At 35.3% G+C, this 13,433-nt stretch carries 13 protein-coding genes; 7 read left to right on the top strand and 6 right to left on the bottom strand.

Annotated features, from left to right (window positions below; genetic code table 11):
- Positions 1-383 precede the first annotated feature (383 nt).
- On the bottom strand, positions 384-593 hold the full coding sequence (locus ACGH6Q_RS04020; protein ID WP_411592008.1) for a hypothetical protein: 210 nt from the start codon (positions 591-593) through the stop codon (positions 384-386).
- 287 nt (positions 594-880) lie between these two features.
- Here ACGH6Q_RS04020 and ACGH6Q_RS04015 point away from each other — a divergent pair, with 287 nt between their 5' ends.
- Together ACGH6Q_RS04015 and ACGH6Q_RS04010 are read left to right on the top strand one after the other, a co-directional pair.
- A complete protein-coding gene (locus ACGH6Q_RS04015; protein WP_065590690.1) occupies positions 881-1,384 on the top strand; it encodes a CbrC family protein in 504 nt (167 codons plus the stop codon).
- 122 nt (positions 1,385-1,506) lie between these two features.
- Positions 1,507-1,776: a hypothetical protein gene (locus ACGH6Q_RS04010; RefSeq protein ID WP_085165932.1), complete on the top strand. Its 270-nt coding sequence runs from the start codon at positions 1,507-1,509 to the stop codon at positions 1,774-1,776.
- Between the two features lie 140 nt (positions 1,777-1,916).
- On the opposite strand, the gene ACGH6Q_RS04005 is transcribed toward ACGH6Q_RS04010, so the two are convergent.
- Positions 1,917-2,843, bottom strand: a complete 927-nt coding sequence (locus ACGH6Q_RS04005; protein WP_411592007.1) for an L-lactate dehydrogenase — start codon at positions 2,841-2,843, stop codon at positions 1,917-1,919.
- Between the two features lie 465 nt (positions 2,844-3,308).
- On the opposite strand from ACGH6Q_RS04005, the gene ACGH6Q_RS04000 reads away from it, so the two are divergent.
- From ACGH6Q_RS04000 to ACGH6Q_RS03985, 4 genes are read left to right on the top strand one after another with little or no spacing between them, the layout of a single operon-like run.
- Positions 3,309-4,154, top strand: coding sequence for a metal ABC transporter substrate-binding protein (locus ACGH6Q_RS04000; RefSeq protein WP_363318997.1), 846 nt, complete (start codon positions 3,309-3,311; stop codon positions 4,152-4,154).
- Positions 4,154-5,044: a manganese/iron ABC transporter ATP-binding protein gene (locus tag ACGH6Q_RS03995; RefSeq protein ID WP_085165930.1), complete on the top strand. Its 891-nt coding sequence runs from the start codon at positions 4,154-4,156 to the stop codon at positions 5,042-5,044. The genes ACGH6Q_RS04000 and ACGH6Q_RS03995 overlap by 1 nt, the downstream gene beginning before the upstream one ends.
- Before the next feature lie 6 nt (positions 5,045-5,050).
- Positions 5,051-5,917, top strand: coding sequence for a metal ABC transporter permease (locus tag ACGH6Q_RS03990; protein ID WP_411592005.1), 867 nt, complete (start codon positions 5,051-5,053; stop codon positions 5,915-5,917).
- On the top strand, positions 5,914-6,750 hold the full coding sequence (locus ACGH6Q_RS03985; protein WP_411592003.1) for a metal ABC transporter permease: 837 nt from the start codon (positions 5,914-5,916) through the stop codon (positions 6,748-6,750). The genes ACGH6Q_RS03990 and ACGH6Q_RS03985 overlap by 4 nt, the downstream gene beginning before the upstream one ends.
- A 117-nt stretch (positions 6,751-6,867) precedes the next feature.
- Here the strand turns inward: ACGH6Q_RS03985 and dnaB are convergent, their stop codons facing one another.
- Genes dnaB through ACGH6Q_RS03970 form a run of 3 tightly spaced genes read right to left on the bottom strand, consistent with a single transcriptional unit; the run spans position 6,868 to position 10,143 of the window.
- Entirely contained in the window at positions 6,868-8,292 is a 1,425-nt protein-coding gene (gene dnaB / locus ACGH6Q_RS03980; protein WP_411592001.1) for a replicative DNA helicase, read from the bottom strand.
- A gap of 53 nt (positions 8,293-8,345) precedes the next feature.
- A complete protein-coding gene (gene truA, locus ACGH6Q_RS03975) occupies positions 8,346-9,137 on the bottom strand; it encodes a tRNA pseudouridine(38-40) synthase TruA (RefSeq protein ID WP_411592000.1) in 792 nt (263 codons plus the stop codon).
- Positions 9,124-10,143 carry an aspartate-semialdehyde dehydrogenase gene (locus tag ACGH6Q_RS03970; RefSeq protein ID WP_411591999.1) on the bottom strand — a complete coding sequence of 340 codons (1,020 nt, stop codon included), beginning with the start codon at positions 10,141-10,143 and terminating at the stop codon, positions 9,124-9,126. The genes truA and ACGH6Q_RS03970 overlap by 14 nt, the downstream gene beginning before the upstream one ends.
- 177 nt (positions 10,144-10,320) lie before the next feature.
- Here ACGH6Q_RS03970 and ACGH6Q_RS03965 point away from each other — a divergent pair, with 177 nt between their 5' ends.
- The gene (locus ACGH6Q_RS03965) at positions 10,321-11,367 is read left to right on the top strand and encodes a LacI family DNA-binding transcriptional regulator (protein ID WP_411591997.1); all 1,047 of its coding nucleotides are present in this window, start codon (positions 10,321-10,323) and stop codon (positions 11,365-11,367) included.
- A 541-nt stretch (positions 11,368-11,908) separates the two neighbouring features.
- Here ACGH6Q_RS03965 and guaB read toward each other — a convergent pair.
- On the bottom strand, positions 11,909-13,375 hold the full coding sequence (gene guaB, locus ACGH6Q_RS03960) for an IMP dehydrogenase (protein WP_065609461.1): 1,467 nt from the start codon (positions 13,373-13,375) through the stop codon (positions 11,909-11,911).
- Positions 13,376-13,433: the final 58 nt, after the last annotated feature.

Raw genomic sequence — 13,433 nt, 5'->3', positions numbered from 1 at the left:
TTTCCCTATAATGATAAAATTATAGCCATAAAAAAAACAGTTGGCTAGTTTTTTTGCGGATCTTTTGTAAAGAAATGTAAAGATGAAAACGATTCGGCTTTAGTGATAAGTTAATTTCATAATTAAAATATGGTGTTATCTTTAGGACTTTTTGACTTTTACGGAATGATTAATATTGCTGATAACATCTAAAACACAAACACGCCCAATAGCCCAGTTTGGCGTGCTAGCTTTACTTCATTATCGGCATATTTTGGCGCTCTGATAAGGCAAACTTATTAATATTATGGTGCTATAAGCGTGTTTCTTGCTCTAAAATATCTCAGGTAGACTATTGATTTTATTGGATTTTTTATTTTATATTTTTAAATAAAATCAAACATTTATAGATTAGCACTTTTGTTATTATGACTACTTAATTCCACTTTATAAGGTGTATTACATATCGTTAATACATCACTACAGCCTATTGCTTGGTTATTTTTATCTATAATACTCAACATCAAATTCTCAAATGTCGTTACTCCACTTTGTCCGTCTCCATCATCATCTCCCCAATAGTTATAACGTGTGACTAAGTAACTTATACTCACTAAGTTACTTAATCTTAATGTAGAAACCATCATGCCTATATCTGCAAAACTTTGCTCACCCACTGGTAACTTAATCGGGTTTGTCGCACTTGAAGTGTTGGTTGATAGTGTGATTTTTGTTACAGCTATTTTTTGTATTTTAACTTAGTATATGTTTTAGACTTAACTTTCAAGAATTACTATTCAACTATCAACTTGCTGATGATAGTAATCTGGCATTTAATTATTTTGTATTGAACTCACTTAGGTTATATAATCTTAATTTTATTATAATAAAGGAGTCTGTGATGTGCTTACCTATGTTTAAATATCACCCAAATGCATATCAACTCGATATTTTTGTTAATGAAAAGGGAATTTGTTCCGTTTGTAATCAAAAACGAACAATAAAATATAATTTGGTACCTTATTGTGTTGAAGATCCTGATTATATCTGCCCATGGTGTATTGCCGATGGTTCGGCTGCAGAAAAATATCAAGGTCAATTCAACGATAATTATGGTGTAGAAGATGTGCCATCCGAAATGTTAGACGAAATAGTATTAAAAACCCCGAGTTATTCATCATGGCAACAGGAAGTTTGGTTATCGCATTGTAACGAACCTTGTGCTTTTATTGGTTATGTTGGAGCCAAAGAAATTGAACCCTATTTTGATGAAATCTTAGATGATATCCAAGACTATCCCGAAGAATTGATAAAATCGTCTTTATCGAAAGACGGGACGTTCGTTGGCTATTTGTTTGAGTGTGTGCAATGTGCTAAAAAAAGGTTGCATGTTGATTGTGATTGATTTTAATAACTCTATACAGAGTATCGATTTAATATGCTAAATTAAAATAAGAAATAATAGTGTGCAATATCTCACTGATAAAAGGAAATAACTAGGAAAACTGCAACCATGAAAAAATACCATTGTTATTAACTATATTGTTGTTTAGTTGGTTTAATACTAATTATACGTTCGCCAATACTCAAACTGCATCATCTCAATATAAAAAGCAGTTTGCTGACGTTGCTGATGTTGCCGCTTTTAATGATTATATTGCTTGCTATCCCGTATCTGAACATCTTAATACATATAAAAAAATCGCCAGCAATATCAGAGATACTCATTACCATTTTTTAAGTGATGCTAACTATAATCAACTTGAAAACCAACTTAAAATCATCTTAGAAGATTAGCAGTATATTTCAAAACTATTTCTTTTTCTTCCATGATCGTTATAAAAACCTTGCTCGTGGCGTATTGTGTATGCAATGACGCCACAAATAGATAACGCTTGGCTAGCGCGCTATTCAAGCAATAGCGAAAATAACTTGTACTACGGTAATTTGATATGATCAATATATCCTTTCACAATATTGATACTTTTTTCAAAGAGTTGTCTTTCATTTTCATTAAAATCGAGCTTGATCACTTTTTTAATACCATGTTGTTCTAAAATTGCAGGAACACCAATTGCAACATTTTTATAGCCATACTCTCCGTCTAAAATACAACTAAGCGCTAATGCTCGATGACTATTAGTGAATATATGTTGGCAAATTTCGGTTATGGTGCTAGCTATTCCATATTCAGTACAGTGCTTACGGTTAGCAATTTCAAAGCCCATTTTTCGAGCTTGCGTGCCAATTTGTTCAAAATCGATTTTGTTTTTTTCTAAATCATTAAGATTAATTCCATAAACCGAAGAATGCGACCAAACGGGGAATTGTGAATCACCATGCTCACCAACAATAAAGGCATCAATGCTTTGTGGACCAATATCTATTTTTTCGCCCAATAATCGACGCAAACGTACCGTATCAAGCCATACTCCTGTACCAATCACTCGATGACGAGGCAAGCCAGATAGTTTCCAGACTTGATATGTAATTGCATCGCAAGGATTGGTGGCAATTAAAAATATGCCTTTAAAACCATTGTTCATCATATCAGGCACTATGTTGGCAATGATTTTAGAGGTTCCTGCAAGCTCTTCTGCACGGCTTTTTTGGGCTATGCCTGATGTGACGGTGATAATGGCTATGTCAATGTCTGAACAATCAGTCGATTCACGCAGGCTAACTTTGACCATGTTTTGCCGATAAGCCGCCGCATCTAATAAATCTTGTGCATGCCCATAGGCTAATTCTTTATTAAGATCAACAAGTGCAATTTCTTCACAAATACCTCGGTTAACCAATGTATAAGCCGTTGTTGATCCCACATTACCCACGCCGATAATCATCACTTTTCGCAGTTTCATATTAAGCCTCGCTTTATTAAAAAATAAAGTAAAACAACAAGTGTTTTTCATAGTATAAAGCTAGATTAGTATGATTTAATAAACAATCTTTTCTACTTTAACTATTATTTAAATAGATGGAATTAGCTACTAATTATTTTGGTTTTATATACAATGAATTAATAACATAGCTATGTCTAAAGTTAATTGAGATCGTGAACTTTAAAAAAAATTGACTTTTACCTTTTAAATGATAATAATTCTCATTAACATTTAAATTTATTGCTATAAATAATTGGCAATGAAGTGTCACTACTACAAGTAATTAAATTGAAAGATATTTGTTAGATTTGTTAGAAACAATCACTGAATTTTGCTATTTGTTTATGAGTTAAACGCTAGGAGTCGCTAATGAAGTTCAATTTTTTGAAAAATCGTAAAATATTATTAAAGGTTATTTTAACTTCGTTAATTATTTTGACAGGTATGCACAAATCTGCACAAGCGTCAGAAAGGAAATTTAAAGTCGTTACTACCTTTACGGTTATTCAAGATATTGCGCAAAATGTAGCTGGTGATGCTGCTATAGTAGAGTCAATTACCAAGGTCGGCGCAGAAATTCATGAATACGACCCCACCCCGCAAGATATTACCAAAGTGCTTTCAGCAGATTTAGTGTTATGGAATGGCCTTAATTTGGAGCTTTGGTTTAAACGCTTTTTTGAAGATGTAAAAGATGTCCCATCCGTTGTTGTGACTGAAGGTATTGAGCCGATGCCAATCCGCGAAGGAAGCTATAAAGGTAACCCTAATCCACATGCTTGGATGTCGCCAACACTAGCCTTAATTTATATTGAAAATATTCGCGCGGCATTTGTCAAATATGATTCTAAAAATACGGCTATTTATAATAGAAATGCTGCTGATTATATTGCTAAAATTAAAGCGCTTGATGCACCATTACGCGAACGGTTGGCCAAAATCCCTGAGGCAAAACGTTGGCTTGTGACCAGCGAAGGAGCTTTTAGTTATCTAGCTCGCGACTATAATTTGAAAGAAGCTTACTTATGGCCAATAAACGCTGAACAACAAGGCACACCTCAGCAAGTTAGGCAATTAATTGATTTAGTGCGAGCAAATGATATTCCTGTCATTTTTAGTGAGAGTACTATTTCAGATAAACCCGCTAAACAAGTGAGCAAAGAAACCGATATTAAATATGGTGGCGTTTTGTATGTCGATTCGCTTTCAACTAAAAATGGTCCTGTTCCAACTTATATTGATTTGTTAAAAGTGACCGTTGAAACCATTGCTAAAGGATTTGAAAAATAATGACTCAAATTTGCTTGAAAGTTGATGATATTACGGTGACTTATAATAATGGCCATACTGCAATTTATGATGCTAGCTTTAGCTTAAACGGTGGTACTATTTGTGCTTTAGTTGGTATTAATGGTAGTGGCAAGTCAACGTTATTTAAAAGCATTATGGGAATGGTTCATCCAACCCGTGGGCGTGTAACTTTTAATGATTTCTCAGTAAAGCAAGCTTTAAAGCAAAATATCATTGCCTATGTGCCACAAACCGAAGAAGTCGATTGGGATTTTCCTGTTCTGGTGTCGGATGTAGTAATGATGGGACGATACGGGCATATGTCTTTTTTACGTATTCCAAGCAAAGAAGACAAAAAACAAGTTAATATTGCTCTTGAACGTGTGAACATGCTTGATTTTAAGCATCGTCAAATTGGCGAACTTTCTGGTGGGCAAAAAAAACGAGTATTTTTAGCTCGAGCATTAGCTCAACAAGGTAAAGTGCTGTTGCTAGATGAGCCCTTTACTGGAGTTGATGTTAAAACTGAAAATGCCATTATTGATTTATTGAAAGATCTGCGTGAAGAAGGCCATTTAATTTTAGTTTCAACCCATAACTTAGGTAGTGTTCCTGAATTTTGTGATCAAGTGGTATTAATTAATCAAACCGTACTGGCCTTTGGTCCAACTAAAACAACTTTTACACCGCAAAATTTAATGACCACCTTTGGTGGTGCACTACGTTACCTTAGTTTATCAGGCGAGAAACTGCATAATGACGAAGATCCTCGTAAAGTATCCATATTAACTGACGATGAGCGTGCTGCTATTTTTTATGGCGAAGGTAAGCATGATTCCCCCCATCGAGATTTATTGATTGACCATCACGATAATAAACCCAAGGGGTAACAATAAATGGAACTTTTACTTGAACCATTTACCTACGATTTTATGCTTAAAGCAATTTGGGTAAGTAGTATTGTTGGCGCTGCTTGTGCTTTTTTATCGGCTTTTTTAATGTTAAAAGGTTGGTCACTAATGGGCGATGCGCTATCGCACTCTGTTGTACCTGGCGTTGCTGGTGCGTATGCACTTGGACTACCTTATTCAATTGGAGCATTTTTTACTGGATTACTGGCGGCACTTGCAATTACGTTGGTTCGTGCCTTTACACGCTTAAAAGAAGACGCCACTATCGGTTTTATTTTTTCAACCTTTTTTGCTGTCGGTTTGTTAATTATTTCGCTCAATCCAACATCCGTTAATGCACAAACTATTATATTTGGTAATATTCTTGGAATTGATGGTAGCGATATGTGGCAAGTGCAAATCATTATTTTGGTATCATTTATACTACTTTTCTTTTTTTGGAAGGATTTGTTGGTTGTTTTTTTTGATGAAACTCATGCCAGATCGATTGGATTAAAACCATTAAAACTAAAAATCCTATTTTTTACTATTTTAAGCGCATGTACCGTTGCAGCATTACAAACAGTTGGGGCTATTTTAGTAATAGCTATGGTTGTTACCCCTGGGGCAACCGCTTACTTACTGACTAATCGATTTTCTCGGCTATTGATTATCTCGGTTCTTATTGGCACTGTAACTAGTGCTGTTGGTGCTTGGATTAGCTACTTTTTAAATGGCGAAACTGGTGGCGTTATTGTAACGCTACAAACGCTGATTTTTATTGCCGCATTTTTATTTGCTCCAAAGCAAGGACTTATTGCCAATCATCTTCAGATCCGTAAAAGCCGTTTAAATAAAGGGAGAAAGGTATGACAGAGTTTTGGGAATTTATCTACTATCCTCTGACCCTTCCTCTTATTCAGCGAGCAATTTTAGCTGCACTAGCAACTGGTATAGTTTGTGCCTTGCTTTCTTGCTTTTTAGTTTTAAAAGGCTGGTCATTAATGGGGGATGCAATTTCGCATGCGGTTTTACCTGGAATTGTGCTGGCCTATTTAGCAGGTATTCCCATTATAATTGGTGCTTTTGCTTCAGGCCTATTTTGCTCGGTTGCAACAGGTTACATCAAAGAAAACAGCCGATTGAAAGAAGATACCGTAATGGGGATTGTATTTTCGGGTATGTTTGCTTTTGGTTTAGTATTATTTTCAAAAGTAGATACTTCACAGCATTTAAATCATATCCTATTTGGTAGTGTACTTGGCACTAGTTATGACGAGCTTAAAAAGATCATATTTATTGCTACAATTGTATCAATCTTAGTTATTATAAAACGTCGCGATCTTATGCTTTACTGCTTTGATCCGCTGCAAGCCAAAGTTGTTGGACTACCAGTTAAACTATTACATTATGGTTTATTAAGTGTGTTAGCTTTAACCATTGTAGGTTCGTTAAAAATAGCGGGTATGATTTTAGTTATTGCTATGCTAATAGCTCCAGGTATAACTGCCTTTTCGTTAACTAAACGTTTTGAATGGATGTTAGTAATTGCTGTGTTAGTTTCCACATTTTCAACGGTGGCGGGCACTTTGATAAGTTATTATGCAGATGCATCAACTAGTGCTTGTATTGTTATTTTGCAGGCAACCATATTTTTATTTGCTCAGGTTTATCAGTTTATTACTGGCAAAAAATTACGCCACTAAAATTATTCTTGTAACTATTGCAAAGAAGCCGTTTTTAGAAATACTTTTTTACAGCTATAAAAAAACAGCGTAATGATATTTTTAAGCCATTTTACGCTGTTATTATTAATTTAATTGTTATTCATCATCCAAATATTTACTATTATCTGCATAATTATCAAAACGTGAAAACTGACCTTGGAATTTTAATCGAACTTTACCAATTGGTCCGTTTCGCTGTTTTCCTAGAATAATTTCAGCAATGCCTTTATGTTCTGAGGCTTCGTTATAAACCTCATCACGATAGATAAACATAATCACATCAGCATCTTGTTCGATAGAGCCTGATTCACGTAAATCAGAGTTAACTGGCCTTTTATCGGCTCGTTGCTCCAAACTACGATTAAGCTGAGATAGTGCAACAACAGGAACTTGTAATTCTTTAGCCAAGGCCTTTAGTGAACGCGATATTTCGGCAATTTCTAAAGTACGATTTTCAGAAATATTCGGTACACGCATAAGCTGTAAGTAATCAACCATTATCATACTTAAGCCTTTATGTTCCCGATAAATGCGTCTTGCTCTTGAGCGTAATTCCATTGGCGTTAAACCTGATGAGTCATCGATATAGATGTTTTTCTTTTCGAGCAATAGCCCCATTGTGCTTGAGATTCTTGCCCAATCATCGTCTTGCAGTTGTCCTGTTCGAATTTTTGTTTGGTCAACACGTGAAAGCGAAGCTAGCATACGCATCATGATTTGTTCTGAAGGCATTTCTAAGCTGAATATTAATACTGGTTTTTCTTGTTCTAGAGCAGCATTTTCGCACAAATTCATAGCAAAAGTGGTTTTACCCATTGATGGCCTTGCCGCAATGATAATTAAATCGGAACGCTGCAAACCAGCCGTTTTTTTATCTAAATCGATATAACCTGTTGAAACTCCTGTCACACCATCATGTGGACGTTGAAACAACTCTTCGATTTTAGCTACCGTTGCTTCTAGCACTTCGGTAATACTTTTTGGACCTTCACCTTGTTTAGTTCGGCTTTCAGCGATTTGAAATATTTTACTTTCCGCCAAATCTAAAATTTCGGTACTATCTCGCCCTTCTGTTGCATAACAGTTATCAGCAATATCATTTGATGCACTAATTAATTCACGTAAAATCGCTTGTTGGCGAATAATATCACTATAAGCAACAACATTTATCGCACTTGGTGTGTTTTTTGAAAGTTCAGCCAAATAAGCAAAACCACCAACATCAGATAAAACATCTTTACTTTCAAGGCTTTCAGAAAGGGTAATTAAATCAATTGGTGTACCTTTACTGACCAATGTATGCATTTCAGAAAAAATTAGTTGATGATGACGCGAATAAAAATCGCGATCAGTGATCATTTCAGATACAGCATCCCAACGTTGATTATCAAGCATCAAGCTACCAAGTACTGCTTGTTCAGCTTCAATTGAGTGTGGTGGAAGCTTGATATTATGCAAGTTTGATTTTTTCGCTTCTTGATTTCTAGAATCTTTATTTGTGCTTGTTCGATCAGTCTTCATTACATTTATCTTTTTAATTTAATTAACTTTTTATTGTTTGCTTATTATCCAACTTATTTTAAAAATAATGGGCCTAATGCTTGGGTTGGTATTTGATATTCTGATGGATAATCCACCTGAACTAAATATAATCCTTCAGATTTTGCTGTTGCAGCAGCTTTCGTCCTATCTTTAGCCTGTAAAAGTTCGCTAATCCATTCTGGATGTCGATTACCCGCACCTACTTCAAGTAAACTGCCCACAATGTTACGTACCATATGGTGAACAAACGCGTTAGCTTTAATATCAACAATAATAAATTCACCTTGTCGCCAAACTTCGATATGATGAATATTACGCCAAGGTGTTCTTGATTGGCACTGCGCTGCTCTAAAGGATGAAAAATCATTCTCACCTAATAAATACTGTGCAGCTTGATGCATTAAGGTTTCATCCAAAGGTAAATAATAATGCGATACTCCTTTAGCTAAAATTGCCGTCCGATAACGATGATTATAAATCACATAACGATAACGCCGAGCAGTCGCACTAAACCGCGCATGAAAACTATCATCAACTACTTGTGACCAACGCACCGCAATATTATCAGGTAAATGAGAATTCACTCCCATTGTCCAAGCACTAGCTGAACGCATGACTTGGGTTTCAAAATGAATAACTTGACCAGTTGCGTGTACACCAGCATCTGTGCGACCAGCACAAAAGACGTTTATTGGTGAATTAGCAATTGTCGATAGTGCGGATTCTAGTCTTTCTTGAATAGAATCAACATACTGCTGTCGTTGCCAGCCAAAGTAATTACTACCATCATATTCAATACCAAGGGCAATTTTATATATAGTCATTAATGAGGATCTCAAGTGTCTCAATTAACATTAATGCACCTAAATAACGAATATTATCAGCAACTGACCAAAATTGAATTTGTTCATAATGGCCGTAACTGTGTCTCAAATTAGCCAATTTAATAGTTAGCTGACCTTCAGACTCTATACTAACTTCGGTCACTGGAGTTGGCATACTATCGCTTTGCACTTCAACCCCAAACTCGCTAAAACGTGCCATATCTAACTCAATCGGTAAGCTACTTGATACATTAATAGCTTGTGACACCCCATAAAACACAGGCACAATCACTGACTCAATAGAGACAGGAAGTTCATAATTACTTAATATTTTACGAATTTGATTAACTTGTGACTTTTCACCTAATATTGAATCATCATGTTCGTGCGATACGGGTAATAAGTTAAATGCCAATTGCTTGTCAAATAACTGATTATCAACTGGCATACCATTTAATAAGCGAGCGCTCTGTCCAGCCAGCTCATCTACTCCTGGCTTACCATACAATGAGGCCGGAATAAAACTGGTGACATGTAAATTGGTTAATAACTCAATATCAGTTAAAGACGCAACACAACGCAATAATTGGCACACTGTGGCACTAGCTACAGCTATAATGTTTTCATTACGGTATTCAGTTAATACACTGTTATTAACTTTAGGTACTACTAATGGAATATGATCCTGCTGAGCAAAATAGCCACTTGCATCAATCACTACACAACCTGATTCTGCCGCAATTTGTGCATATTTTTCACTTGTTTCATAACCAGCAACAAAAAAGGCAAAATGGCACTGGCTCCAATCCATTTGTGCACTATCGGTAACAGTTAAATTTTTACCAGCAAAACGAACAACTTCACCAGCACTATTGTCACTACCGACCAAATAGAGATTTTCAATTTTTAGACTATTGTCTTGTAAACTACGTTGTTGTAATAATTCAACTAGCGCAGAACCCACTTGCCCTGTCGCCCCCACAATAGCAATATTCCATGCAGACATATTTATAAACCCAAATAAAAAATTTAACGGTAATTATATCACTATATTGTCAAATATAGCGGAAAAGATATTTTTCAATTTTGGAACACAGATCGACAAAACAAAATCTGAGCCCTTACAAATTAGCTTAATATCCGTAAAGTAATAAGCCACTTTAATCAAAATTTATTCGTTAATATGACAAAAATCACTCTATCGGATATTGCTACAAAAGCTAATATTTCAGTTGCTTCGGTTTCAAGAGTATTAAAAAAACCACATTTAACTTCTCCTCAAGCTCAACTACGCGTTTATCAAGCTATTGAAGAATTAAATATAGATACATCAAAAAATGTCAAACCCTTTCAATCAATACATAACAGTAGAAAGATATTAATTATTGATAATCAACTTTTTTCAAAAAGTTTAATCAATCTTGGTTTAGAACAAGCTTTAAAAAAAGAGCAGTATCAACTGTTTTATTTGCAGTTTCCTTATAATAATAGAAACGATATCCATCATATTATTCGTTATGTAGCCCAAAATGCATTTGACGGGATTATAATTATCAATGATGCTCCATATTTAAAAACACTGGTTTCTTATAAAGATACATTACCCCCCATTGTATTAGTTAATCACTTTTCGCTTGATTTTATTTGCGTTCACTTTGATCATTTATTGATCGGATATCAAATGACGAAATATTTAACTGAAAATTCTCATACCAAAGTTGCTATTTTACTTAATAATGACCAATTGATAAGTTCAGCACTTTTGCTACAAGGTTATAAACAAGCATTGCTACGTGCCAATATTGTTATTGAGCCTCGATATATTATTCAAGGTTGCTTTACTTATCAACATGCCAGATCAGCTATAAAAAAATTAATAAACGGAAGTAAATTGCCATCAGCAGTCATTTGTGCCGATAATTTTAGCTTAACCTATTTAGATGAAATTTATTATAAAGATCTACACAATCAATCTCCTGATAGCATGGTTTTAGGGGCGTTACATCAAGCCAATGAAAGTAAATCCAAACTAACTAAACCGCTCACTATCTCGTATTTTAGCGCTTCTAAAGAACTTAAATATAATGAATTAGATAATTTATGCAGAATTAATAAACCATTATTTAAAATGGGACAACAGTCTGCAACTTTACTATGTGATATTATTAAAGACACAACAAAGTCTATTAAACACAATAAAATAATCAATGTTGAATCGATGTTTTACTAATACGTGTACTATCTTTAAAAGATATTCCCTATTTTGTTTTTGCTCGCTTTCATTGCAAATAATCATCGTACATTCTGATATTGCAGAGAGTAAAAATAATTCAGAAGTCCAGACCGTTTAATTTTATTGAGATCTGATATCGCCTTAGCGCTTGGAAAATTGAAATAAGGAGGGTTATAAATAAGGCAAAGTGTAGCCGTAATCTTTTTCCCAGATAGTAAGCTTTTAAGTTGAATAGCCACTTATTAAATTTCATCCATTATTATTTACAGGACTTTACCCAATGTGAATAAATTAATATGAAATTTCAATATTCGAGCATTTTTAATATAAAATTCGGTGATTAAATTGCCTTTCACCTTTAATTAGCAAATACACAAAATTTAGAATTAACTCTAAAAACAAGATAATTTTTCCAAATAACCTTTATTTACTCCATTTAAGATATTAGATAGCAATTATTATGTTTGTTTAAATGTTCGCTTTATTGGTAAACGGCGTTAAATCAGTACATAAAAAGAGGGAAGCATCCCTCTTTTTTTTACGCTCCAGCTCTGTAATTTGGTGGTTCTTTGGTGATAAGTACATCGTGCACATGGCTTTCTTTCATTCCAGCACCAGTAATGCGATAGAATTTAGGTTTAGTTCTTAACTCATCAATTGTTGCGCAACCGGTCAATCCCATACAAGATCTTAATCCCCCCATTTGTTGATGAACTATTTCTTTTAGTAAACCTTTGTAGGCAATACGACCTTCTATACCCTCTGGCACAAGTTTATCAGCAGCATTGTCAGTTTGGAAATAACGGTCAGAAGATCCTTTTGTCATTGCACCAAGCGAACCCATTCCACGATATGATTTATATGCTCTGCCTTGGAATAGTTCAATTTCACCTGGTGCTTCTTCAGTACCTGCAAACATTGAGCCAACCATTACACAAGATGCACCTGCTGCAATAGCTTTAGCAATATCACCTGAATATCGAATTCCACCATCAGCAATAACAGGAATGTTGTGTTTTTGTGCAATTTCGACAGCATCCATTATGGCGCTAATTTGAGGTACGCCAACACCAGTTACAATGCGTGTTGTACAAATTGAGCCGGGGCCAATTCCTACTTTAACGGCGTTAACACCTGCATCAATTAAGGCTTTAGCTCCTTCTGCTGTGGCGATGTTACCGCCAATAATTTGTAAATCTGGATAGGACTTTCTTGCTTGGCGAATACGCTCAAGTACGCCTTCTGAATGGCCGTGCGATGAATCAATCAATAATACATCTACACCTGCTTCTACTAATGCTGCAATCCGCTCTTCATTACCAGCGGCTGCGCCAACAGCTGCTCCAACACGCAAACGACCTTGTTTGTCTTTACAAGCATTAGGTTTTTGTTCAGCTTTGTTATAATCTTTGACGGTAATCATACCTTTTAGGTGGAATCGACCATCAACAACAAGGACTTTTTCAACCCGGTATTCGTGCATTTTTTGCAGCACGATTTCACGTTGTTCACCTTCATTTACAGTCACTAAGCGTTCTTTCGGTGTCATCACCGCAGTAACAGGTAAAGAAAGATCCGTTGCAAATCGTACATCGCGTGCGGTGATAATGCCAACTAGTTCTTGAGTTTCAGTCACAACTGGAAACCCTGCAAAACCATACTCTTTAGCTAGTTCGATAACTTGCTTTATAGTTGCAGTTGGTAGAACTGATACAGGATCTTGTACTATGCCGCTTTCATGTTTCTTAACACGTTTTACATGATTGGCTTGATTTTCAATTGACATATTTTTATGAATAAACCCAATACCACCTTCTTGAGCAAGTGCAATAGCTAAATCAGATTCAGTTACAGTATCCATTGCGGCAGAAATCATTGGAATATTGAGCTTGATGGTTTGGGTTAATTGAGTACTAATATCAGCAGTGTTAGGTAATACAGTTGAGTGGGCTGGAACTAATAACACGTCGTCAAACGTGAGAGCTTCTTTGACTATACGGGACATGACAATATTCACCATTGAGTTAAATTGTTGATAAAATATTGCCGAGACATTCTACTTA

The organism is Gilliamella sp. BG2 (genome assembly GCF_046635645.1).
GTDB lineage: Bacteria > Pseudomonadota > Gammaproteobacteria > Enterobacterales > Orbaceae > Gilliamella > Gilliamella bombi.
The sequence above is the reverse complement of the archived record's forward strand: the minus strand, read 5'-3'. Positions and strand labels throughout refer to the sequence as shown.

Bases quoted from the DNA above. Each gene is read 5' to 3' on its own strand.
- ACGH6Q_RS03970 (WP_411591999.1), bottom strand. From the start codon at position 10,143: ATGTCTGCATGGAATATTGCTATTGTGGGGGCGACAGGGCAAGTGGGT.
- ACGH6Q_RS04005 (WP_411592007.1), bottom strand. From the start codon at position 2,843: ATGAAACTGCGAAAAGTGATGATTATCGGCGTGGGTAATGTGGGATCA.
- ACGH6Q_RS03990 (WP_411592005.1), top strand. From the start codon at position 5,051: ATGGAACTTTTACTTGAACCATTTACCTACGATTTTATGCTTAAAGCA.
- truA (WP_411592000.1), bottom strand. From the start codon at position 9,137: ATGACTATATATAAAATTGCCCTTGGTATTGAATATGATGGTAGTAAT.
- ACGH6Q_RS04015 (WP_065590690.1), top strand. From the start codon at position 881: ATGTGCTTACCTATGTTTAAATATCACCCAAATGCATATCAACTCGAT.
- ACGH6Q_RS03995 (WP_085165930.1), top strand. From the start codon at position 4,154: ATGACTCAAATTTGCTTGAAAGTTGATGATATTACGGTGACTTATAAT.
- dnaB (WP_411592001.1), bottom strand. From the start codon at position 8,292: ATGAAGACTGATCGAACAAGCACAAATAAAGATTCTAGAAATCAAGAA.
- ACGH6Q_RS03965 (WP_411591997.1), top strand. From the start codon at position 10,321: ATGACAAAAATCACTCTATCGGATATTGCTACAAAAGCTAATATTTCA.
- guaB (WP_065609461.1), bottom strand. From the start codon at position 13,375: ATGTCCCGTATAGTCAAAGAAGCTCTCACGTTTGACGACGTGTTATTA.
- ACGH6Q_RS03985 (WP_411592003.1), top strand. From the start codon at position 5,914: ATGACAGAGTTTTGGGAATTTATCTACTATCCTCTGACCCTTCCTCTT.
- ACGH6Q_RS04000 (WP_363318997.1), top strand. From the start codon at position 3,309: ATGCACAAATCTGCACAAGCGTCAGAAAGGAAATTTAAAGTCGTTACT.